24 protein-coding genes and 1 pseudogene are annotated in these 21,293 nt (G+C 70.9%); 14 read left to right on the top strand and 11 right to left on the bottom strand.

All coding sequences use genetic code 11. From position 1 onward, the window contains the following. Nucleotides 1-9: 9 nt before the first annotated feature. Together AB0E91_RS07225 and AB0E91_RS07220 are read left to right on the top strand one after the other, a co-directional pair. The gene (locus tag AB0E91_RS07225; protein ID WP_361776493.1) at nucleotides 10-1,275 is read left to right on the top strand and encodes a metallophosphoesterase; all 1,266 of its coding nucleotides are present in this window, start codon (nucleotides 10-12) and stop codon (nucleotides 1,273-1,275) included. Between the two features lie 45 nt (nucleotides 1,276-1,320). Beyond that, nucleotides 1,321-1,959, top strand: a complete 639-nt coding sequence (locus AB0E91_RS07220; protein WP_361776490.1) for a hypothetical protein — start codon at nucleotides 1,321-1,323, stop codon at nucleotides 1,957-1,959. A gap of 54 nt (nucleotides 1,960-2,013) precedes the next feature. On the opposite strand, the gene AB0E91_RS07215 is transcribed toward AB0E91_RS07220, so the two are convergent. Next, nucleotides 2,014-2,520, bottom strand: a complete 507-nt coding sequence (locus AB0E91_RS07215) for a hypothetical protein (RefSeq protein WP_361776487.1) — start codon at nucleotides 2,518-2,520, stop codon at nucleotides 2,014-2,016. Between the two features lie 299 nt (nucleotides 2,521-2,819). Here AB0E91_RS07215 and AB0E91_RS07210 point away from each other — a divergent pair, with 299 nt between their 5' ends. Next, nucleotides 2,820-3,224 carry a hypothetical protein gene (locus tag AB0E91_RS07210; RefSeq protein WP_361776484.1) on the top strand — a complete coding sequence of 135 codons (405 nt, stop codon included), beginning with the start codon at nucleotides 2,820-2,822 and terminating at the stop codon, nucleotides 3,222-3,224. A gap of 4 nt (nucleotides 3,225-3,228) precedes the next feature. On the opposite strand, the gene AB0E91_RS07205 is transcribed toward AB0E91_RS07210, so the two are convergent. Beyond that, complete coding sequence (locus tag AB0E91_RS07205; RefSeq protein WP_361776481.1) at nucleotides 3,229-3,813, bottom strand: hypothetical protein; 585 nt, start codon at nucleotides 3,811-3,813, stop codon at nucleotides 3,229-3,231. Nucleotides 3,814-4,238: 425 nt separating this feature from the next. Between AB0E91_RS07205 and AB0E91_RS07200 the strand changes: the two are divergent. From AB0E91_RS07200 to AB0E91_RS07185, 4 genes and pseudogenes are all read left to right on the top strand, one after another. Next, nucleotides 4,239-4,986, top strand: a pseudogene (locus AB0E91_RS07200) (transcriptional regulator); the annotation flags it as partial. Between the two features lie 194 nt (nucleotides 4,987-5,180). Next, complete coding sequence (locus AB0E91_RS07195; protein ID WP_361776478.1) at nucleotides 5,181-7,700, top strand: peptidoglycan recognition protein; 2,520 nt, start codon at nucleotides 5,181-5,183, stop codon at nucleotides 7,698-7,700. 222 nt (nucleotides 7,701-7,922) lie between these two features. Then, on the top strand, nucleotides 7,923-8,126 hold the full coding sequence (locus tag AB0E91_RS07190) for a hypothetical protein (RefSeq protein WP_161180751.1): 204 nt from the start codon (nucleotides 7,923-7,925) through the stop codon (nucleotides 8,124-8,126). 271 nt (nucleotides 8,127-8,397) lie between these two features. After that, complete coding sequence (locus AB0E91_RS07185) at nucleotides 8,398-8,844, top strand: NUDIX domain-containing protein (RefSeq protein WP_361776475.1); 447 nt, start codon at nucleotides 8,398-8,400, stop codon at nucleotides 8,842-8,844. Here the strand turns inward: AB0E91_RS07185 and AB0E91_RS07180 are convergent. The 4 genes from AB0E91_RS07180 to AB0E91_RS07165 form a co-directional block, all read right to left on the bottom strand. Further along, nucleotides 8,841-9,623: a VOC family protein gene (locus AB0E91_RS07180; RefSeq protein ID WP_361776472.1), complete on the bottom strand. Its 783-nt coding sequence runs from the start codon at nucleotides 9,621-9,623 to the stop codon at nucleotides 8,841-8,843. The two genes, AB0E91_RS07185 and AB0E91_RS07180, sit on opposite strands and share 4 nt — an antisense overlap. 140 nt (nucleotides 9,624-9,763) lie before the next feature. Beyond that, nucleotides 9,764-10,495: a TetR family transcriptional regulator gene (locus AB0E91_RS07175; protein ID WP_361776469.1), complete on the bottom strand. Its 732-nt coding sequence runs from the start codon at nucleotides 10,493-10,495 to the stop codon at nucleotides 9,764-9,766. Between the two features lie 11 nt (nucleotides 10,496-10,506). Then, entirely contained in the window at nucleotides 10,507-10,995 is a 489-nt protein-coding gene (locus tag AB0E91_RS07170) for a DCC1-like thiol-disulfide oxidoreductase family protein (protein ID WP_361776466.1), read from the bottom strand. 5 nt (nucleotides 10,996-11,000) lie between these two features. Beyond that, nucleotides 11,001-11,420 (bottom strand): hypothetical protein, encoded by a 420-nt coding sequence (locus AB0E91_RS07165; RefSeq protein ID WP_161180760.1) that lies wholly within the window; start codon nucleotides 11,418-11,420, stop codon nucleotides 11,001-11,003. Nucleotides 11,421-11,567: 147 nt separating this feature from the next. On the opposite strand from AB0E91_RS07165, the gene AB0E91_RS07160 reads away from it, so the two are divergent. The 3 genes from AB0E91_RS07160 (at nucleotide 11,568) to AB0E91_RS07150 (ending at nucleotide 13,046) form a co-directional block, all read left to right on the top strand. Next, nucleotides 11,568-12,152 carry a TM2 domain-containing protein gene (locus tag AB0E91_RS07160; protein WP_361776461.1) on the top strand — a complete coding sequence of 195 codons (585 nt, stop codon included), beginning with the start codon at nucleotides 11,568-11,570 and terminating at the stop codon, nucleotides 12,150-12,152. Then, entirely contained in the window at nucleotides 12,145-12,552 is a 408-nt protein-coding gene (locus AB0E91_RS07155) for a DUF2752 domain-containing protein (protein ID WP_361776458.1), read from the top strand. Before AB0E91_RS07160 ends, AB0E91_RS07155 begins: the two co-directional genes overlap by 8 nt. A 230-nt stretch (nucleotides 12,553-12,782) precedes the next feature. Continuing rightward, on the top strand, nucleotides 12,783-13,046 hold the full coding sequence (locus AB0E91_RS07150) for a TM2 domain-containing protein (protein ID WP_161180762.1): 264 nt from the start codon (nucleotides 12,783-12,785) through the stop codon (nucleotides 13,044-13,046). 72 nt (nucleotides 13,047-13,118) lie between these two features. Here the strand turns inward: AB0E91_RS07150 and AB0E91_RS07145 are convergent, their stop codons facing one another. The 5 genes from AB0E91_RS07145 to AB0E91_RS07125 all read right to left on the bottom strand — a co-directional run bounded on the left by AB0E91_RS07145 (nucleotide 13,119) and on the right by AB0E91_RS07125 (nucleotide 17,249). After that, complete coding sequence (locus AB0E91_RS07145) at nucleotides 13,119-13,880, bottom strand: succinate dehydrogenase iron-sulfur subunit (RefSeq protein ID WP_361776454.1); 762 nt, start codon at nucleotides 13,878-13,880, stop codon at nucleotides 13,119-13,121. Continuing rightward, the gene (sdhA, locus tag AB0E91_RS07140; protein WP_361776451.1) at nucleotides 13,880-15,634 is read right to left on the bottom strand and encodes a succinate dehydrogenase flavoprotein subunit; all 1,755 of its coding nucleotides are present in this window, start codon (nucleotides 15,632-15,634) and stop codon (nucleotides 13,880-13,882) included. Before sdhA ends, AB0E91_RS07145 begins: the two co-directional genes overlap by 1 nt. A 19-nt stretch (nucleotides 15,635-15,653) precedes the next feature. Beyond that, complete coding sequence (locus tag AB0E91_RS07135) at nucleotides 15,654-16,127, bottom strand: succinate dehydrogenase hydrophobic membrane anchor subunit (RefSeq protein ID WP_161180765.1); 474 nt, start codon at nucleotides 16,125-16,127, stop codon at nucleotides 15,654-15,656. A 5-nt stretch (nucleotides 16,128-16,132) separates the two neighbouring features. After that, complete coding sequence (gene sdhC, locus AB0E91_RS07130; protein ID WP_361776448.1) at nucleotides 16,133-16,513, bottom strand: succinate dehydrogenase, cytochrome b556 subunit; 381 nt, start codon at nucleotides 16,511-16,513, stop codon at nucleotides 16,133-16,135. Between the two features lie 187 nt (nucleotides 16,514-16,700). Beyond that, entirely contained in the window at nucleotides 16,701-17,249 is a 549-nt protein-coding gene (locus AB0E91_RS07125) for a 2-oxo-4-hydroxy-4-carboxy-5-ureidoimidazoline decarboxylase (RefSeq protein WP_361776445.1), read from the bottom strand. Nucleotides 17,250-17,453: 204 nt separating this feature from the next. Between AB0E91_RS07125 and AB0E91_RS07120 the strand changes: the two genes are divergently transcribed. The 4 genes from AB0E91_RS07120 to AB0E91_RS07105 all read left to right on the top strand — a co-directional run bounded on the left by AB0E91_RS07120 (nucleotide 17,454) and on the right by AB0E91_RS07105 (nucleotide 21,250). Continuing rightward, complete coding sequence (locus AB0E91_RS07120) at nucleotides 17,454-19,070, top strand: glycoside hydrolase family 20 protein (RefSeq protein WP_361776442.1); 1,617 nt, start codon at nucleotides 17,454-17,456, stop codon at nucleotides 19,068-19,070. Nucleotides 19,071-19,197: 127 nt separating this feature from the next. Continuing rightward, nucleotides 19,198-20,022 (top strand): DUF4328 domain-containing protein, encoded by an 825-nt coding sequence (locus tag AB0E91_RS07115; protein ID WP_361776439.1) that lies wholly within the window; start codon nucleotides 19,198-19,200, stop codon nucleotides 20,020-20,022. A gap of 91 nt (nucleotides 20,023-20,113) precedes the next feature. Continuing rightward, entirely contained in the window at nucleotides 20,114-20,671 is a 558-nt protein-coding gene (locus AB0E91_RS07110; RefSeq protein ID WP_361776436.1) for a hypothetical protein, read from the top strand. Between the two features lie 174 nt (nucleotides 20,672-20,845). After that, a complete protein-coding gene (locus tag AB0E91_RS07105; protein WP_361777348.1) occupies nucleotides 20,846-21,250 on the top strand; it encodes a hypothetical protein in 405 nt (134 codons plus the stop codon). Nucleotides 21,251-21,293: the final 43 nt, after the last annotated feature.

Below are 21,293 nucleotides of genomic sequence, written 5' to 3'. Positions count from 1 at the left end.
GCGGTCTCGGTGGTCATCGTCTTCGTGCTGGTCGCCCTGGCCGTGCTGGCCGCCGTGGTGGGCCTGCACCACTACGTCTGGCGGCGCCTGGTCCGTGACACGACCCGCGCCCCGGGTCCGGCCCGCCGCGCGGGTACGGCGCTCTTCGTGGCGGGCCCGCTGCTGATGGTCGCCGCGCTGGTGGCGGAGCGCTCCGGGGCACCCTTCTGGCTCCAGCGGACGCTGGCGTGGCCCGGGTTCCTGTGGATGGCGCTGGCGCTCTACCTGCTGCTGACGACGGTGGCGACGGAGCCGGTGCGGTGGTGGGCGAACCGGCGGCGCGGCGCGGCCGCGAGCGCGGCCCCGGTGCCGACGGCCGAGACTCCGGAGCAGGTACCGGCTGCCTTGGCACCGGCGACGGACACCGTCGTCACCGCGCCCGTATCGCCTCCCGCCCCGGCCCCCTCGGACTTCTCCCGCCGCCTCTTCGTCTCCCGCGTGGCCGGAGGCGTCGTCGCCGGGGCGGCGGTCGGGACGGTCGGCTGGGGAACGTACGGGGTGCTGCGGGGCCCGCGCGTGAAGCGGGTCACCGTGCCGCTGGCGAAGCTGCCGAGGGCGGCGCACGGCTACCGGATCGCGGTGGTCAGCGACATCCACCTGGGCCCGGTCCTGGGCCGCGACTTCGCCCAGCGGGTCGTGGACACGGTCAACTCGACCCAGCCGGACCTGATCGCGGTGGTCGGCGACCTGGTGGACGGCAGCGTGAAGAACCTGGGCCCGGCCGCCGCGCCCCTCGCCGGTCTGAAGGCCCGCCACGGCGCCTACTTCGTCACGGGAAACCACGAGTACTTCTCCGGCGCCGCGCAGTGGGTCGCGGAGGTCCGCACCCTCGGGCTGCACCCGCTGGAGAACGCCCGCACGGAGATGCCGTACTTCGACCTCGCGGGCGTCAACGACGTCCAGGGTGCGAGCGAGGGCCAGGGTCCGGACTTCGCCAAGGCCCTCGACGGCCGCGACCCCGCCCGCGCCTGCGTCCTCCTCGCCCACCAGCCCGTCCAGATCCACGAGGCCGTCCGCCACGCCGTCGACCTCCAGCTCTCCGGCCACACCCACGGCGGCCAGCTCTGGCCCGGCAACCTGATCGCGGCGGCCGCCAACCCCACGGTCGCGGGCCTGGAACGCTACGGCGACACGCAGTTGTACGTCAGCCGGGGCGCGGGAGCGTGGGGTCCGCCGACCCGCGTGGACGCGCCGTCGGACGTGACGGTGATCGAACTGGCGGCGCTGCGCGCGTAGTCGCTCCGCCGGGCTTGCCGACCACTGACCTCAAGGGACTTCACCATGGGCGTTCATCCCGATGTGGCCGTACTGCTCGACCTCGTGCCGGCGGATCTCGCGGGCGGCGAACGGATCGACTGGGCCGCCGCCGAAGCCGCGCTGGGTACCGGATTGCCGAGTGACTACAAGGCCGTGCTGGACGCGTACGGCGTGGGCGACCTCGGCGAACTCGTCATCCTGCCGCCGCTCCCGAGCGACGTACGCGGGTGGGAGGAGTGCCACATCGGCGGCATGAGGGAGGACCTGCGCACGCGCTGGGAGGCGGACGGGGGAGTCCCCGGCGTGACTTCGGGTGCCGATGCCGTGCTGCCCTGGGGCACCGGAATGAACGCCAACGAGATGGCGTGGCTCATGAACGACCCGGACCCGGACAAGTGGCCCGTCATAGCCTGGCGCCGACAGCATGCGTGGGACGAGTCGCCGTGGGCCCTGTTCGACTGCACCATGGTCCAGTTCCTCACCCGCATGATGCTGGGCCGCTTCGACGACTGCCCGCTCGGCGACGCGTCGCTCTGGAAGCGGACGGACACGTTCGTCAGCTGGCGAGAACAGCACCGACGCCTCAGGTCCGGCCTGGACCCGCACACCGGCGAGCCGGACCCCTACGCCGACATGTTCCCCGTCACCGAGAACTGGCCCTGACCGGCACCGGCACCGGCACCGGCACCGGCACCGGCACCAGCGGCGAAGGCGCGGCTACCCTGCCCGGTGGAGCGTGACGTCGATGTCGGTCGGAGCGGACCGCCACATCACGCTGAGGAGCGGGTCCTGGTCGATGAAACGGCGTGTGGCCGCGAGCGCGTCCGCTCTGGGCCTGCCGATGGCCGCGTGATCGAAGCCGCTGTCTCCACCACCGCTGATGTACAGGCTCGCCCAGGCGGGGTCCTCGGCGAAGCATGCCTGGAACTCCACCTTCCAGTACTGAGGCTGCCAGTACGGATCCCGCCGATCGCCGATCTCGTTGACGGCCAGCAGTCGTCCAAGAGTCAGCGCGGGCCGGTTCCCGGTCCAGTCCCAGACGCCCCACTCGACGATGAAGCCGTCCCCGTCGTCCTCAGGGCCCTCGATGCCCTCGACCGGTACCTGTAGGAACTCCGCGAAGGCGGCCCACGCCGCCTCCATGGTGCGGGCCCCGGCGACGACACCATGCCGACCCAGCATCTGCTCGAACACTGCGGTGCTGGACCGCCAGGGGATGGACATGCCGCCAGGTTAGTCACACCGATCGCCTTCTCCAGGTTCAGGAGCGGAGGTCCGTGTTCCGTGATCCACGGCTGGGCCTCACGGCTCAACTCGCCCACGTGGTCCGCGCAGTTGCCGTCATGCCCGTTGCCCAGCTCGCACACGACGCGGTCGTACAGGTGCGGGGGGAATCCCTCGGGCGGTACAACTCCGGGCAGGGGCGTGCTCGTCAGGTCCGACCCGGGTGAAGGGGCGGAGGTGTTGCAGTGGTACATGGTCGGTCGTCCCGTCTGACGGTGGGAGAGAGCTACGCTCCGGTCATGTCCGAGCCCTTCGTGAACGGCGACGTGCATCACCGGGCGTGCGGTGTGTGTCCGTCGCGATTCCACACGGTCGGGGAATTCGACGTGTTTGAGCGGCCGACACCGGAATGCCCGTTCAGCCGGGACGACGGGCACCGGTATCTGAGCGACGGGACACCCGTCTGCGTCCACCCCGAAAAGGTCGGCCTGCCCGCGGGCCGCTACAAGAGCGCGGGCGTACCGCTCAGCGCCGAGCTGAACCTGCCGGCCGACCCGTCCGAGATGGTCCCTTACCTCCACTACGTGCTGTACGGCGCCGCGCCCGTGCTGCTCGACGAACTGATCGAGAAGGCGTCGGCCCAACTCCGGGACCGGTTCCCGGAACTCGACCCACTCACCGTTCTGCGCCGGGCGCTTGAGTAGCCGCTTATACGGTGGAGGTGGCGAGTTCTGCCGTCGAGAAGGTGAAGCTGTGCGCCTGGCCCTGCTTGCGGAAGCCCATGGCGACGTCCTTCCGGTCCAGCCAGTCGAGCCGCCGCGTGACCTCCTCCGCGCCGAGCCACAGGCGACTGTCCGGCTCGCCCCACGCGGCGCGATAGACCTGGTCCGTGTAATCGCCGGGACGCCAGTCCGTGTGCTCCTGGTCGGTCTGGTGGATGATCGCCACACCGACCCGGGCGGTGATACGGGCGAGCAACTGAGGCCGCGCGATCACCGCGTGCGTCATCTCGTCCACGGGAACGGCGATCGGGATCTCCGCCGCGTGCTCGTCGCCGGTCATCTCGTACACGGCCGCCTTGAGGCAGAGGGCCTTGAGCCCCTCCGCGAAGAGGGCGTGCTTGTCCTTCTCCTGGTCGTACTCGGCGACGACGACCGAGCCGGTGAAGCACTGCCAGTCGCTGTCGTACTTGAGGCTGGCCGCCTTGAACGCGGCGAATTCCGGGTCGGCCCCGACGGCCGCCAGGATCTCTCGTGCGCGCTCAGCCCACACGCTCGGCGGCAGGACGCTCAACTGTCATTGCTGCACTCCTTCGTGTACGTCAGGTTTGACCCGCTTCGTCACGCACCGTGTGGGACGAGCCGGGTATTGCCCGCCCCCTGCCGCAGAGCGAATCGATGTGGCAGGGGGCGGAGATCAGTTGCGGACAGCCGGCCTTCTCCAACTGGCGTTCGTCCACCGGTGAAGGCCGGGGCAGTCACAGGTACTCGCCCCTGCTCCGCGCGTTCGCGCAGGCCGTAAGGGCGTTCAGGCGTTGTTCGGGACTCGCTGGTTGCACGTCCCTGGGGTTGGCCTGCCAAGACGTGCCCCTGGCGACCGGAACACGGCGACGGTTTCTCGTGCGTTGTCGTGGGCCAGAGACCCGATCTCAGGTACTTCCGGTGAGTTCGTGCGTCCCGCCGCCCAGGCACGATCGACCGGCTGCCGCGGGTGACACGGTGGAAGGGTTGGTCGAACTGGGCAAGCAGGACATGGACCCCTCTCGGCGTGGCGTCCTGGAAGCCGGACTTTTCTCCGTCGCGCTCACCATCCCCGGGTGGCAGGACGTGCTCGGGCGGCTGGAGGCGTTCAAGGCCGGGCGGGCGACCCGCATCGGGATGCCGGAAGTCCGGATGGTCATCGACATGACGGCCAAGGTCTCCGAACTGGACGACCAGTTCGGCGGCCGCCACGCACGCCCCATGGCCGCCGCGTTCCTGGTGAACACCGTCACCGGCTATCTGCACGCGGACGGCCCCGAGGACGTACGCAAAGCCATGATGGCCGCGGCGTCCGACCTCAGTTATCTCACGGGCTACATGGCCGTCGACGAAGGTCTGCACGGTCTCGCGCAGCGCTACTACGTCAAGGCCCCTCGAACTCGCGGGAGCGGCGGGCGACCACCTGACGTACTGCACCACGCTCCGCGGCATGAGCGTGCAGGCCGTCGACCTCGGGCATGGCGCGAAAGCCATGGGCCTCGCGGAAAGCAGGGGCAAGCCCTTCGGTTCGTACGACCCGTCGTCGCTGAACTACCACATCGCGCAAGTCCGTTACGAGCTGGGCGATGTGGCCGGGTCGGTCGAGGCGATGGCGCAGTCGGACCACCTGCGCGTCGGGGTCTACCGAAGGGCCCGTGTACGTCACCGCGCCCTCCTCGCGGAACGGCAACTGCGGCTGGGGCATTTCGAAGCGGCATGCGAGACCTGTACGACCGAGCGAAGGCCGTACTGCCCGCGTCGCCGCGCTGACCGCCGGAAGCCCCGTCGCGTGATCCGGGTGCCCCTCGCCCTCGATCACCACCCCACCCGCAAGCCCCGTGCACCTCACCCCTACCATCCGTTTATGTGCACAGCGTGTGCACGTCAGCCGCTGGGGCGGCGGTGCAGGGGAGGGATCACATGGGAGCGGAAGCAGGGGGCGCCCAGGCGCGCCGGGGGAGACGGGCGCGGGTATGGCTCGCGGCCGGGATCGTCCTGGTGGGAGGGACGGGGGCGGCGGTCGCGCTGCACGGCTCCTCCTCGACCGACGACGCTGCGGGCCGCGGGCCGCACGTGGTGCACACCTCGGTCGACTCGCTCGGGCTGACCGGCGGTTCGGACGGTGAGCAGGCGCTCGCGGCCCGGTCGACCAAGCCGTTCCGGATGCTGGCGGTCAGCTGGAGCGACACCCACGCGCAGCTGGACGGCACGGTCGAGGTGCGGACCAAGTCGTCCGCGTCGGGACAGTGGAGCGACTGGCAGCGGCTGTCGGCCGGTGACGCGCAGCCCGATCCGGCGGAGCGGGACCGGGCCGGAGTGCGTGGCGCCACGGCACCGCTGTGGACCGGGCTCTCCGACGGAGTCCAGGTCCGCGTCCAGGGCAAGGACGGTACGCACGCGCTGCCGAAGGGCCTGACCGTCGACCTGGTGGACCCGGGCAAGTCCGGCTCCACCGCGTCCACCGACACCACCGACCAGGCCGCCGGCGCGGCCACTCCCGCCCTGCAGCCCGCCGCGTACAGCGTGGACGGGGACGGGGAGGAGACGGACCCCCCCGCCGACACCACCTCCCCGGATCCGGTGGACACCTCACCGGAGGCGTCGCCCTCGGGCGAGGCCTCGCCGGCGGACAGCAGCACACCGCCGCCCCCGCCCGTCGAGAGCGCGCCCGAGTCCCCGGTGGCCTCCTCGACGCCTCCGGCCGCCACCTCCTCGAGCCCGGCCTCCCCCACCGCGTCCGCGTCCGCGACCACCGCGTCGCCCAGCGCGACGCCGAGCGCGCCCGGCTACCTGCCGTCGCTCGCCGCCGCGTACCCGTCGTGCCAGGGGGCCTCCCCCGTACCGCACACGGTGCCGAGCCCGATGCCGGCCGCGCCCAGCGCCTCGACGGTGGCCGCGCCTCCGGTGGTCAGCCGCGCGGGCTGGGGTGCCGACGAGTGCGCCCGGGACACCGGTTACCCGGACTACGCGACGAAGGTGAAGGTGGTCTTCGTCCACCACACCGACACCACCAACACCTACTCCTGCACCGACTCCCCGGCGATCGTGCGGAGCATGTACGCGCTGCACCTGCACCAGGGCTGGCGCGACCTCGGCTACAACTTCCTGGTCGACAAGTGCGGCACGATCTTCGAGGGCCGCTTCGGCGGCACCGCCATGCCGGTGATCGGCGCGCAGACGTACGGCTTCAACACCGACTCGATGGGCATCGCCGCGATCGGTACGTACACCGACCTCAGCGGTGGTGACGCGTCCGCCAGCACCATCAAGGGCGCCGCTCCCAGCCAGGCCATGCAGACGGCCATCGCCCGCATCGCCGCCTGGAAGCTCGGCATGTCCGGCATCAGCCCCACCGCGACCAGCACCCTCACCGAGGGCGCCAAGGACAGCGTCAACTTCGTCTTCGGCAAGAGCTACACGCTGAACGCCGTCTCCGGACACCGCAACGGATTCGCCACCGACTGCCCCGGCAACCAGCTGTACAACCAGCTCGCCGCCATCCGCTCCTACGCGACCGGCCCCGCCACCGGGGTCGCCGTCACCGGCGTCGCCGGCGCGAGCGGCACCGCCAAGTCGGGCACCTCGTACGTCACCGGCACCAGCGCCACGGTCCGCTGGAGCACCACCACTCCCACCGCGCTGCTCTCCGGCGCGGAGGTCCTGGTGGACGGCAAGAGCGTGGCGAAGACGTCGGGCAGTGCCACCTCCGCGGCCGTCACCCTGACCGGTGGCCGGCACACCGTGCAGGTACGGGTCACGCACATCGCCGGCAAGACGACGACCTCGACCGGCGTCACCGTGATCGCGGACACCACCGTGCCGACCTACCCGACCGCGCCGTCCGCGGCGCTGCGCACCGGCACGGTGAACACGACCGGGATCCCGGTCACCGTCACCTGGAAGGCCGCCGACGACAACGGTCTGCGCGCCCAGGCCGCCACCTCTCCCACGGCGGCCACCCTGGCGAGCACGGCCACCAGCTGGGCCACCACGGCCAAGGCCGCCACGGCGACCAAGTTCGCCCTCAAGGCGACCGACCTGGCGGGCAACGCGGCCACCACCTCCGTCACCCGGACGGCGACGCTCGTCCAGGAGAGCTCGGCCAAGGCGACCGGCACCTGGACCAAGAAGACCAGCACCAGTTACCTGGGCGGCGCCTCGACCGGCTCCTCGGCCGCGAACGCCACCCTGACCTGGACCTTCAAGGGCCGCTCGGTCTCCTGGATCGCCTCCCGCGCCTCCACCTCGGGCCAGGTCAAGATCTACCTCGACGGCACCTACCAGTCCACCGTCGACTTGAAGTCCGCCACCACCCTGTACCGCCAGGCCATGTGGACCAAGACCTGGAGCAGTGCCGCCCAGCACACGCTCAAGATCGTGGTCGTCGGCACGGCGGGCCGTCCGGCGGTCACCACGGACGGCATCGCGGTCCTGAACTGACGTAGACACCGGCTGTGCGGAACGGGGGGTGCGATTTCTTCGCACCCCCCGTTCCATGTCGCCCGAGGCGGAGTCATCGCCAGCTGCAGCCGTAGGAGGAGCCGAGCGCGGCTACGGCCTGCGGGCCCAGCTCCGGATGCCGCGTGCGCATGAGCGCTTCCGCCGCCCGCGTTCCTGGCACCGTCCATGGATAAGCTCACAGGGAGCCTTTCAGGAGGGGTCATGGCGAAGGTCACCATCACTCTGGACAGCGATCTGGCCATCGAGGTCATGCTGCTGGCCGGTACCAGGAGCCCGCAGGACGCCGTCGAGCTGATCGTCCGGGACTACCTGGAACGGGGGCACCGCACCGAGGCCCGCACCGGCAACGCCACCGACCAGGAACGCCTCGCCGACCGGCGGTCGGCACCGGAAGAGGGCCGCTGACCACGGAACGGGCATACGCGCGGAGCGGGGACGCGGCGCCGTACCGCGAACTCCCCGACCGCGTGGAATCGCGACGGGCAGACACCGCACGCCACCTGGTGAGATCACAGACCGCACCCGCCGAGTTCGAGGACGACCGCTGGCTTGCCGCCCTGCCCCGGGGCTGACGAACCAACGCAGCTTGTCGATCTCCTGCTCGTCGTACGCCGTCGGGGACAGCCGCTGCGATCATCAGGGGTGATGTCGGCGCGCGGAGCGAAAGGGCTTGGCCGTGAAGCGAGTTGTCGCCTGGCTGTGGCGGAGCATCCGGGGTCCGCTGCAGTGGCGGATCCTGTGGTTCGTGAACGCCAAGTTCATGGTGGGGGTCACCGGGGTCGTACGGGACGACGCGGGGCGGGTGCTGCTGCTCAGGCATCGGCTGTGGCCGCCGGACCGGGCCTGGGGACTGCCCACCGGGTTCGCCCTCAAGGGTGAGGAGTTTCCGCAGACCGTCGTGCGGGAGGTCAAGGAGGAGACCGGGCTGGACGTCGAGCCCGGCCGGCTGGTGCGGCTGCTCAGCGGCTACCGGCTCCGTCTGGAGGTCGCCTACGAGGCGTCGTACGTCGGCGGCACCCTGAAGATCGACGACTTCGAGATCCTGGAGGCGCGGTGGTGCGACCCGGACGCGCTGCCGGAGGGCCTCCAGGAGTCCCACCGGCAGCTCATCAAGGGGGTCTAGGAGCGCGGGACCGGCTTGATCAGGGCGAACGGGGCGCCCTGGGGGTCCGCGACGACCGTCATGCGGCCGGCCACCATGTCGAACGGCGGGACCAGGACCGCGCCGCCGCGCTTGACCAGGGCGTCCACCGTGGAGTCGACGTCGTCGACGGCGAAGTAGGTGAGCCAGTGGGCCGGGGTGCCGGGCGGGTCGTTGGCGAGGAGGGTGGCGCCGCCGACGGTCCGGTCGCCGACGTGCAGTTCCCAGTACGCGTCCATGCCGTCGGCCGGGACGATGTCGATCCCGAACGCCTCGCCGTAGAAGGCGGCGGCCGCCTCCACGTCGGTGGTGTGCAGCTCGTTCCAGATCAGGGCGCCGGGCTCGTTGACCACGCCCGCGCCGAAGAAGTCCCCCGGCTGCCAGACGCCGAACACCGCGCCCTGCGGGTCGGCGGCGACCAGCATCCGGCCCAGCGTGCCGACGTCCATCACGGGGAAGAGCAGGGTGCCGCCCGCGGCGACGATCTGGTCCTGGGTGGCCTGGGCGTCGGTGGTGGCGAGGTAGCCGGTCCAGACGGTGGGCGGTTCCGGCATTCCCTCGGGGGCCATCGCCGGGCCGATGCCGGCCACCGGCTTGCCCTGGAGTTCACAGACCGCGTAGCCGCCGAACTCGGCCGGCCCTGCCACGCCCTGCCAGCCGAGCAGGTCGCGGTAGAAGTCCAGCGCGGCCTGCTGGTCCTGCGCCATCAGATCGACCCAGCACGGGGTGCCGGTCGCGTACGGGGTGGTGACGTCGGGCATCGCTCGCTCGCTCTCTGGAGAGGGTTCCCGCCAGCCACCCTGACGTTCACGCTCCGGGAACCACGCCCCGACACGCCGTCACGCTGTCCGGCACCGCCCCGCGAGCGCATCCTCACGCCGGAGAGCGCGGGACGCCGGACTCACCCCCGCTTCCCCGGATCCGGCAGCGCCTTCGTCATCCCCGGCAGGAAGTCCGTGAACAGTTCGTGCACCTCCAGGACGAGCGGGCGCAGGACGCGGAAGCGGGCCAGGGCCACGCCGCGGGCGGTGAGGCGGGCGCCGCGGCGGGCGAGGCGGTAGCTGCGTTCGCGGTTCTCGGTGCGGTCGAAGACCCAGTAGAGGACGAGGCCCATCTGGGAGAGCCACATCAACTCGGGCAGGACGTCGCGGAGTTCGGGGGCGACCTTGGACTTGGAGCCGGCCAGGACCTCGCGGTGGACGCGTATCGCCTGCTCGCGGGCGTGGCTGCTCTCGGGGGAGAAGGGGCTGAGCGGGCTGTCCGGGTCGGCGGCGTTCTTGAAGAACTGGACCGCGAACTCGTGGTACGGCCGGGCGATGTCCAGCCACGCCGTGAGGACGCCCGCGAGCCGCGCCTCCAGGTCGGTCTCCCGGTCGAGCACCTCCCGGACCGCCACCTGGTGTTCGGCGGCGATCCGGTCGTAGAAGCCCTGGATCAGGTGTTCCTTGCCCGCGAAGTAGTAGTAGGCGTTGCCCACGGAGACCCCCGCCTCCGTGGCGATGGCCCGCATCGTCGTCTTGTCGTAGCCGCGCTCCTGGAACAGCCGCATCGCGGTCTCCAGGATGAGTGCGCGGGTCTGCTCGGACTTGGTCTGGGGGCCGGCCTCGTCGGGGCCGTCGTTCTTCGCGGGCACGGTAGAAGAGCCTAACCAGTGGGGCACGAGCCGTCGGAACAGGACGGCGGGTTGTACACCCAGCCCGTGGACGGGTCGTACCGCCAGCCGTCCGCCCGGCGGTACGTCCGCCGCCCGCCCCACTGCCTTTCCCGGTACTTCGCGGCCGCCAGCACCGCGCCCCGCGCGAAGCGCATCCCGGTCGGGGTGCTCAGCTTGTGTGCCAGCGGGCGGTGCTCGCGCAGGGCCCACAGGACGACGATCCAGGCCCGGGCGCCCCGGTAGACCTGCCCGGCGTCGCCGACCACGGTCACCTCGTCCAGGGTGCGGGACGCGTCGAGCCCGGGGAACCGCCCGCGCGCCTCGGCGGACCCGGCCGCGACCAGCTCCAGCGGAACCAGCTTGGGCTGCCCGGCCAGCCAGTCCCGTACGTGTCGGCACAGCGCGCACTCGGCGTCGTAGAGCACGGTGAGCCCGCGGACCGGGGCGACGGGCGCGCCCCGGTCCCGAGCGGCGGTCATGGCGCTCACGCCCCGGCCGCCGGAGGCGCCATCGGCGGGACCCAGCCCTGCGGGGCCACCGGCGGGTGGGGCTCCCGCTCCATCAGCCCCCGCCGGCGGATCTTGTTGAGCACGTACACGTTGCCCAGGTGCATCACGCCGAGGACCAGCAGCACCACGCCGAGCTTGGTGGACAGGGCCTCGAAGATGCCGCGCGTGTCCTCGATCTCCCCGCTCTTGCTCAGGTAGAGCGCCACGAAGCCGAGGTTGACGAGGTAGAAGCCGACGACGAGCAGATGGTTCACGGCGTCGGCCAGCTTCTCGTCGCCGCGCAGCACGTCCGCCAGGAAGATCCGGCCGTTGCGGCTGAGCGTACGGGCCACCCAGACGGTCAGTCCGATGCTGACGGTCAGGTAGATGACGTAGGCGATGACGGTACGGTCCATGCCCCACCCCTTCTTGAACGCGTTCAAAACGCTGACAGGGCATGACTGTAGACCTGTTTTTGAACGCGTTCAACCGCCTGGCGCGACCGCCTGGCATGATGATCCGAAATACTCGGCTTGTCGTAACGATCCCCAGGAGCAGTCGCCTTGAGCGAGCAGCCTCAGCAGCCGGGCCCCGAGCGGCCCGACTTCCAGAAGTCCGGCCCCGGCACCGGTCCTGGCCCCGGTCGGCCGCCCGGCCCCGGCCCCGGTCAGGCGCCCGGTCAGGGCCCCGGCCCGACCCCCGGCCCGACCCCCGGCTACGGCTACCCCAACCAGCCCCCGCCCTTCCCGCCGCCCGGCTCCCCGCAGCCGGGCTACCAGCAGCCGGGCGGTTACCAGCAGGGCCACCAGCCGCCGCCGGGCTACCAGCCGCCTCCCGGCTACCAGCAGGGCTACTACCCGCCCCCGGGCCCCATCCCGCCCGGCATGTACACCGGCGACCCCAACGCCCCTTACGGCTACGACCCCTACGGGCGCCCGTACTCCGACAAGTCCAAGGTCATCGCGGGCGTCCTCCAGCTCCTCGTGGGCACCCTCGGTGTCGGCCGGTTCTATCTCGGCAACGTCGGCATGGGCCTGGCCCAGCTCTTCACCTGCGGCGGCTTCGGCATCTGGGCGCTGATCGACGGCATCATGCTCCTGGTCAGCGACAACCAGACCGACGCCCAGGGCCGTCCCCTGCGTGGCTGAGACCGCGCCCCGCGGCGCCCCGGCGTTCCGTCACCCGGCGGCGGCACCCCTGGCGGTGCTCGTCGCCGGTGCCGCCGGTTCCGGGTACCTCTACGTCACCGATCCGCACCAGCCCGGCCATCTCCTGCCCGGCTGCCCGTTCCGGATGGTGACGGGGCTGCTCTGCCCGGCCTGCGGCGGCACCCGCATGGTCTACGACCTGATGCACGGGCACTTCGCCCAGGCGTGGCTGGACAACCGCGTGCTGCTGCTCGCCTCGCCGTTCGCGCTGGCGCTGCTGGGGCGCTGGATGCTGGAGGGACTGCGCGGGCGCCGCTGGCGGCCCCGGCTGAGCCCGCGCGCCCAGGCGGCGATCCTGGGGACCGCGGTGGTGTGGTCCGTGGTCCGCAACGTCCGCTGAGCCGCTCCATCTGAGCCGCTCCATCGCGCCCTCGGGCGGCTCAACCGCCGTATGCGGCAAGGCATTTGATCACAGTAAGGGAACGGTAAGGGAACGATCGTTCGATCTTGCCCCTGAATATTCACTTCGCCTCCCTAGGATCACCCTTCACAGGGGGGACGACGAGGCACGCACTTCGCCGTGGGATCTCTCCTGCCCGCATCCCTACGGCACTGCCAGGAGCAACAGCCATGAGCGTTCCCACCCCTGACGCCCCCTACGGTTTCGACCCGCAGGGCCGCCCCTACTCCGACAAGTCCAAGATCGTCGCGGGCATCCTGCAGATCTTCCTGGGCGGCCTCGGCATCGGCCGCTTCTACGTCGGCAACACCGGCGTCGGGATAGCCCAGCTCCTCACCTGCGGCGGCCTCGGCTTCTGGGCGCTCATCGACGGCATCATCTTCCTCGTGAGCAACGACCGCACGGACAGCAAGGGTCGCGTGCTGCGCGGCTGACCCGCACCGTAAACGCCCGAGGGCCCCGCTTCCGGTGACGGAAACGGGGCCCTCGGGCGTGCTGCGGAAGGATCAGAAGCGGCGCGTGATCAGGGCGCGCTTGACTTCCTGGATCGCCTTGGTGACCTCGATGCCACGCGGGCAGGCGTCCGTGCAGTTGAAGGTAGTGCGGCAACGCCACACACCGTCACGGTCGTTGAGGATCTCCAGGCGCTGCTCGCCCGCGTCGTCACGGCTGTCGAAGATGAAGCGGTGCGCGTTGACGATCGCGGCCGGGCCGAAGTACTGGCCGTCGTTCCAGAACACCGGGCAGGACGAGGTGCACGCGGCGCACAGGATGCACTTCGTGGTGTCGTCGAAGCGCTCGCGGTCCTCGGCGGACTGCAGGCGCTCACGCGTCGGCTCGTTGGTGTCGTTGGTGACCAGGAACGGCATGACGTCCCGGTACGCCTGGAAGAACGGGTCCATGTCGACCACGAGGTCCTTGAGCGCGGTGAGGCCCTTGATGGGCTCGACCGTGATCGGCTTCTCGGGGTTGATGTCCTTGATCAGCGTCTTGCAGGCCAGCCGGTTCTTGCCGTTGATCCGCATGGCGTCGGACCCGCAGATGCCGTGGGCGCAGGAACGCCGGAAGGTCAGCGTGCCGTCGTGGTCCCACTTGATCTTGTTGAGCCCGTCGAGGACGCGCTCCTTGGGGTCCATCTCCAGCTGGAAGTCTTCCCAGTGGACGTCCGCCGAGACCTCCGGGTTGAACCGGCGGATGCGGAAGGTGACCGTGATGTAGGGGGACGCGGCGGCGGCCGTCTCCGCCTTGTCCAGAACAGGGGTAGCCATCAGTACTTACGCTCCATCGGCTGGTAGCGGGTCTGGACGACCGGCTTGTAGTCGAGACGGATGGTCTCCGAACCGTCGTCGCCCGTCTCGCGGTACGCCATCGTGTGGCGCATGAAGTTGACGTCGTCGCGGTTCGGGTAGTCCTCGCGGTAGTGACCGCCGCGGGACTCCTTGCGGGCGAGCGCGGAGACGGCCATGACCTCGGCCAGCTCCAGCAGGTTGCCCAGCTCGATGGCCTCGAGCAGGTCGGTGTTGAACCGCTTGCCCTTGTCCTGGATCGCCACGTTCTCGTACCGCTCGCGCAGTTCGGCGATCTTCTCGACCGCCGTCTTGATCGTCTGCTCGGTGCGGAACACCATGACGTTGGCGTCCATGGTCTCCTGCAGCTCGCGGCGGATGTCGGCCACCCGCTCGGTGCCGGTGGAGTTCCGCAGCTTCTCGATCTGCTCGACGACGAACCCGGCCGGGTTCTCCGGCATCTCCACGAAGTCGACCGTGTGCGAGTAGTCGGCGGCGGCGATGCCCGCGCGACGGCCGAACACGTTGATGTCGAGCAGGGAGTTGGTGCCCAGACGGTTGGCGCCGTGCACGGAGACACAGGCGACCTCGCCGGCCGCGTACAGACCCGGGATGACGGTGGTGTTGTCCGACAGGACCTCACCCTCGACGTTGGTCGGGATGCCGCCCATGGCGTAGTGCGCGGTGGGCTGGATCGGGATCGGGTCCGTGTAGGGCTCGATACCGAGGTAGGTGCGCGCGAACTCGGTGATGTCCGGGAGCTTCGCGTCCAGCTGCTCCGGCGGGAGGTGCGTGAGGTCGAGGTAGACGTGGTCGCCCTCGGGACCGCAGCCGCGGCCCTCGCGGATCTCCGTGTAGATGGAGCGCGAGACGACGTCACGGGACGCGAGGTCCTTCATGACCGGCGCGTACTTCTCCATGAAGCGCTCGCCGTCCTTGTTGCGGAGGATGCCGCCCTCACCGCGGGCGCCCTCCGTCAGCAGGATGCCCATGCGCCAGATGCCGGTCGGGTGGAACTGGAAGAACTCCATGTCCTCCAGCGGGATGCCCCGGCGGAAGCACGCGGCTTGGCCGTCACCGGTCAGGGTGTGCGCGTTGGAGGTCACCTTGAAGAACTTGCCGGTGCCGCCGGACGCGTAGATCACGGACTTCGCCTGGAAGACGTGGATCTCGCCGGTGGCCAGCTCGTACGCCACCACACCGGAGGACGTCTTGACGCCGTCGACCTCGGTGATGAGCTGGTCCAGGACGTAGAACTCGTTGAAGAACTCCACGCCCTCCTTGACGCAGTTCTGGTACAGCGTCTGGAGGATCATGTGGCCGGTGCGGTCGGCCGCGTAGCAGGACCGGCGGACCGGGGCCTCGCCGTGGTTGCGGGAGTGACCGCCGAAGCGCCGCTGGTCGATGGTGCCGTTGGGCGTCCGGTTGAACGGCAGGCCCATCTTCTCCAGGTCGAGGACGGCGTCGATGGCCTCCTTCGCCAGGATCTCGGCGGCGTCCTGGTCGACCAGGTAGTCACCGCCCTTGACCGTGTCGAAGGTGTGCCACTCCCAGTTGTCCTCCTCCACGTTGGCCAGCGCGGCGGCCATGCCGCCCTGCGCGGCGCCCGTGTGGGAGCGGGTGGGGTAGAGCTTGGTCAGCACGGCGGTGCGGCTGCGCTTCGTGGACTCGATGGCCGCGCGCATGCCCGCGCCACCGGCGCCGACGATGACGGTGTCGTACTTGTGGATCTTCATGATTCTCGCAGCCCCGTGCCTAGCGGATGTTCGGGTCGAAGGTGAAGATCACCAGCGTGCCCAGCAGGATGGTGAACACCGTGGCGGTGTAGAGCAGCGCCTTCAGCCACAGGCGGGTGTTCGCGCGCTCCGCGTAGTCGTTGATGACCGTGCGCAGGCCGTTGGCGCCGTGCAGCATCGCCAGCCACAGCATCGCCAGGTCCCAGACCTGCCAGAACGGGGACGCCCAGCGGCCGGCCACGAAGGCGAAGCCGATCTTGGAGACGCCGCCGTCCAGCACGAGTTGGATCAGCAGGTGGCCGAGGACGAGGACGACCAGCACGATGCCGGACAGGCGCATGAAGAGCCAGGCCGCCATCTCGAAGTTGCCCCGCGTGGACTTCGGGGTCTTCTTGGTGCGCGTACGGGAGCGCGGCGCGTCGAGGCTCATCGCGTAGGAGTCCTCGAAGGCGTCCGCGGAGGAGCCCGTCAGCTTGATCTCAGAGGTGGACATCGGCGTCAGCTCCCGAACAGGACACGAGCGGCGTGGCCGAGGACGGGGTAGAGCGCGCCCAGCATGAGGACGAGCCAGACACCGACGACGGTCCACAGCATCTGCTTCTGGTAGCGCGGTCCCTTCGACCAGAAGTCGACGGCGATGACGCGCAGACCGTTGAGCGCGTGGAAGAGGATTGCGGCGACGAGGCCGTACTCCAGCAGCGCGACGATCGGGGTCTTGTACGTGGCTACGACCTTGTCGTAGTCCTCGGGGGAGACACGCACGAGAGCGGTGTCCAGCACGTGAACGAACAGGAAGAAGAAGATGAGGACGCCGGTGACTCGATGAGCCACCCAGGACCACATACCTTCCCGGCCGCGGTACAGCGTTCCAGCCGGCACGGAAGAACCCTCCGGGTGCGGGGACTAGGGCCGCGCCGGCTTCACTGTCGGTCGGGCCCGGCCGGGTACGGTCCACCGGCCCTCAGCATCGTATCCATGACGTGCGCCAGGGCCGACGGGGGGCCGGTCTGTGTGATCCACCCCGCATCGCACGGGTGATCGGGCCCACGCCGGAACGGCTGCCCGACTAGGCCCTGGGGCGGGGCGCGTAGTCGCTGGTGGTGCGGCACCCGGAGCCGCCGAGGTGGACGGCGAGCCGGTACCGGGCCAGTCCGCGCAGTTCCTCGGCCACGACCACCCGCTCGTCGTCCGGATCGTTCGTCAATCGTGACCGGATGCCCTCCAGGACGCGGTCCGGGAGCTCCTCCGGCGTGGCGTCGCCGGGGGAGATGACGAAGACATGGCCGAACCGCGCCTCGTAGGCGGCGTGCGCGGCGTCGAGCGCGGTGTGGGCGGCGGAGTACGTCCCCTCGGGGAGCCGGGGCAGGGACTCCCCGGCCAGCGCCTCGGCGAGTTCGGCCCGGCTCAGGTCGTACGCCGCCTCGTCGGCGGCCGCGAGCAGGGCGGCCAGGTCCGGGTAGGGGCGGTGCTCGGCGAGCCGGTTGGCCCAGCGGCCGCTGCCCAGACAGCGCGTCAGCAGGGCGCGGGCCTCGTCGGCGGGGGCCAGGTTGAAGGCGTCGAGCGGCGTGGGGAGATACGGCGAACGGTGCGCAGGCAGCGTGGGTCCTCGCGTCACATGTGGGGCGGGGCAGGGGGGATGTGGCAGCGGTTGCGGCGGGGTGGGGCCGGGGAAACGGCAGGGGAACGTGTGAAAGGTGTGCCGACACGTTATCGAGAGTGGTCACTCCGTGTCCGACGGATGCCCGATTTTCACTCGGACGGGAGAGTTTGGGAATCGCTCGATGACGAGTCCCCGCCGGTTCGGTCGTAGGTTGGGAAGGTGAGCCAGCACAGGCGCCGTAGAGCGGCGCGGCAGGTGAAGCGGAAACGGGCGATCGTCGTCGCGGCGGTCGCCGGGACGGTCGTGGCCGGCGTGGGTGTCGGCGTGTGGGCCTCCTCGGGCGGCGGTCCGCCCAGTGGCTCGGACGTCGCGAGCGTGGGCGACAGTCCGAGCCCCTCGCCCACGCGGAACTATCCGCTGTCGAAGGCGCCGCAGACCATACCGGCGGTCCGCGCCCACACTCCGGCGCACGGCCCCGGCTGGCGGCCCTCGGGCGGCGACCGGGTGGTGGTCACCGACCCGGGGCTGGCCGACGAGGGCAAGCTCATAGCCGGGGAGCTCGGCCTGAAGTACGCCGGGCAGAAGAACGACGTGCGCGCGGGCGACGTACGGCTCACGCTCGGTGCCAGGGGCGGCAACCCGGAGTCGTACACCATGACCGTGCGCGACGGCCGGGTGGAGATCAGCGGCCCCGCCGACGCGGGCGTCTTCTACGGGACCCGCACCCTCAAACAGGAGGTGCACGGCGGCGGCACCGCCCCCGAGGGCGTCGTCAGGGACGAGCCCGCCAAGCCGGTGCGCGGCTTCATGCTCGACATCGCGCGCAAGCCGTTCTCCGAGACCTGGATCGAGGACCGGGTACGCGAACTGGGCGACCTGAAGTTCAACGAGCTGGGGCTGCACTTCTCCGACGACCAGGCGTTCCGGATCCAGTCCACCACCCACCCCGAGATCGTCTCCAAGGTCCATCTGACCAAGGCGCAGGTCAAGAAGATCATCGACCTCGCCGCCGCCCGGCACATCACGGTCGTCCCCGAGATCGACTCGCCCGGCCATCTCGGCGCCGTCCTCGCCGCCCACCCCGATCTCCAGCTGCGCAACGTGAGCGGCACCCCGACGCGGGGCGCGATCGACATCTCCAAGCCCGCCTCCGCCCGGATCGTCGACGATCTGCTGAACGAGTACTCCGGGCTGTTCACCCAGAAGCAGTGGCACCTCGGCGGCGACGAGTACCAGGCGCTGACCGTCTCCGACCCCGAGGCCTCCTACCCGCAGCTGGCCGCCGCCGCCCGCGAGAAGTACGGCTCCGACGGCTCCGTCGCCGACCTGGCCACCGGCTGGCTCAACGACCGCGCCGCCACCGTCCGCGCCCACGACCGCACCATGCGGGCCTGGAACGACGGCTTCCTGCGCGACACCTCCGTCCAGCCCGCCAAGGACCTCCAGGTCGCCTACTGGACCGGCAAGGAGATAGGCGCCCGGCAGCCGGTGACGTATCTGAGCGCGGGCCGCAAGGTCCTCAACTACAACGACGAGTACCTCTACTACGTCCTCGGCGAGCCCCAGACCTTCGTCTACCCGACCGGACAGCGGATCTACGAGCAGTGGACCCCGCGCGTGGTGCGCGGTACCGAGGCCGTCCCGGCGCGGTACGACGGGCAGATCCTCGGCGGCTCGTTCGCGGTGTGGTGCGACTTCCCCAACGCGCAGACCGAGGCGCAGGTCGCCTCCGGTATCCGGATGCCGCTGCGGGCGACCGTGCAGAAGCTCTGGTATCCGGGTCAACCCCCGTTGTCCTGGGCCCAGTTCCGGCAGTTGGCGAATCGGCTGGACTGAGGTTCGCGGGGAACGTAGGTTCCAGGTAAAGCCGTCGGCGGGTCCGCTCGTCGGCGGCTTCCTGGCGTACGCCGGCCCTGGGGAGGGGTGGTGACGCGCCGTCGGCATGCATCGGGGGGAAATCGTCATGACCTGCACTCATTGCGGCCGTCGGCCCGCGTCCGCCGGGAACACGCTGTGCCCCGAGTGTCTTGCGGCGGGGGCGCATCCGCCGTTCGCGCCGGCGGGGCCGCCGGTGGCTCCGCTGCCGGGTCCGCCTTACGACGCGTCGTCCGCGACGCCGTTCGCCGCGCCGTCCGCCGGGCCGTTCGCCTCGCCCTTCGCTCCGGCGCCCGGTCTCGCGCTGCGCTCGCCGGTCGGGCTCGGGCGGGCCACCGTCACGCTGCTCGGGCTCGTCGCCGTGGCCGACCTGTTCGCCGTCTGGGCCGACGCGCTGCAGCTGGACGGCGCGGTCCGGGGCCGTACCTCCGACCTGGCCGACCTCGCCACCGGGCTCACCGGGGGCGCCCAGGTGCTCACCCTGCTCGGGGCGATGGTCGTCTATCTGTGCTGGCTGTACCGGGTGCGGATCAACGCCGAGGTGTTCGACCAGGCCTCGCAGAGCCTGCGGCGGGGCTGGGCGATCGGGGCGTGGTTCTGTCCGGTCGTCAACCTGTGGTTCCCGCGCCGGATCGTGCTCGACGTCTGGAACGCGAGCGCGCCCCAGGGCCGTCCCGCCGGGCACGGGCTGATCAACGGCTGGTGGGCCCTGTGGCTCGTGTCGGTGTTCGCGAACGAGGCGGCCGTGCGCGATGCGACCGAGGGTGCCGTGTGGACGGCGCGCGTCATGCTCTTCTCCGACCTGACCGACATGGCGGCCGCCGTGCTCGCCGCCCTGGTCGTGCTCCGGCTGACCCGGATGCAGAACGGGAAGGCGCTCGGCCTTCCTCCGTTCGCCCCCGTTCTTGGCTGAAAACCGGCGACTGTGACACTCCGGGGCCGTCGCACGCAGTAAGGGGAAATGCGGGCTCCGTAAAGACGGTGCCCAGGCGAGGGGAGATTCCATGAGCCTGGTGGAACTGATCGCACAGGCCGACGCGCGCGGGCTGGCCGCCAGCGGACTGGCTTGTTCGGATCGGTGTGTCCCCCTGGTGTACGAGGACGACGAACTGCTGCGCCCGCTCTGGGCGCACCTCGCCGACGGCTCCGACTGGTCCGAGAGCCTGGAGAAGGCGCGGGCCGCGCTCACCGCGGTGGACCCCGGCGAGGACGAGGCGGCCCTGCTGGTCCGGCGGATGCTGGAGGAGGCCCCGGCCGAGCGCACCCTGGAGGCCGTACGGGCCTGGGCCGACACCTGCTCCATGGCCTCCCTGCGCATCCACCGCCTCCTCGACCCCGCTGTCGACGACACCACCCCGGCCGACGACGTGGAGGCCGAGCGCGCCGGCGGCCCGGAGAGCGCGTCCCCGCTGGTGGCCGCCGACCTGCGACGCCAGATCCTCGTCCTGGAACTCCTCGCCGAACACGGCACACAGGGGCTGCGCCGGGCCCTGGACGTGTCGGTCGAGGGGCGTCGGCTGCTGCGAGCGGTGGTGTCACGCCGGGAGCGCAGCCAGGGCTGAGCGGACCGGGCGTATCGGTTCTTCAGGGGCGCCCCACCGCTCAAACCCCCTCGCGTGGGCGGGAACTGTGATCGTTCCGGGGTGGCGGTGGGGCGGTCCTGCGCCGGTTCCCGGAACGGCCCGGATTCCTGTTACGGCCGGGGCCCCGGGACCGCTGTCCCCTGTGTGACAGCCCTGTACCCGCCCCCCGCGTACCCGCCCGTCCTGCCCGTGCCCGCGGACAGCCGTCCCGCGCGCTGGGCCGCGGACACCGTCGCCGCCCTGCGCGAGGGCGCCCGGCTGCGGCTCGACTACACCGCGCGCAGCCTGTGGCGCGTCGACCGCGTGATCGACGAGATACGCCGCGACGGCCCTCCGTACGAGGCCGTCCGCCGCGTCCTGCGCGGCTTCGGCGCCTACGCCGGTGAGGTCGTCGTCCGCCACACCGGCGCCGAGTGGCGGCTCACCGACACCGACCCCGACCCCTGCCTGCGCACCCCCGACGGCCGCCTCTGGACCCCGATGGACGAGGCGCGCCGGGCCTACGAGGGGGACGGGTCGCTGGGGGTGCTGTGCCGGGAGGCGATCGGGGGGCGGTGAGACGGGGCGGGGTGTGTACCGGCCCCCGCGACTCGGGCTGATC

Origin of the sequence: Streptomyces sp. NPDC026659 (assembly GCF_040638245.1) — a bacterium.
GTDB lineage: Bacteria > Actinomycetota > Actinomycetes > Streptomycetales > Streptomycetaceae > Streptomyces.
Note: the sequence above shows the minus strand (reverse complement) of the source record. Positions and strands in the feature narration are given on the sequence as shown.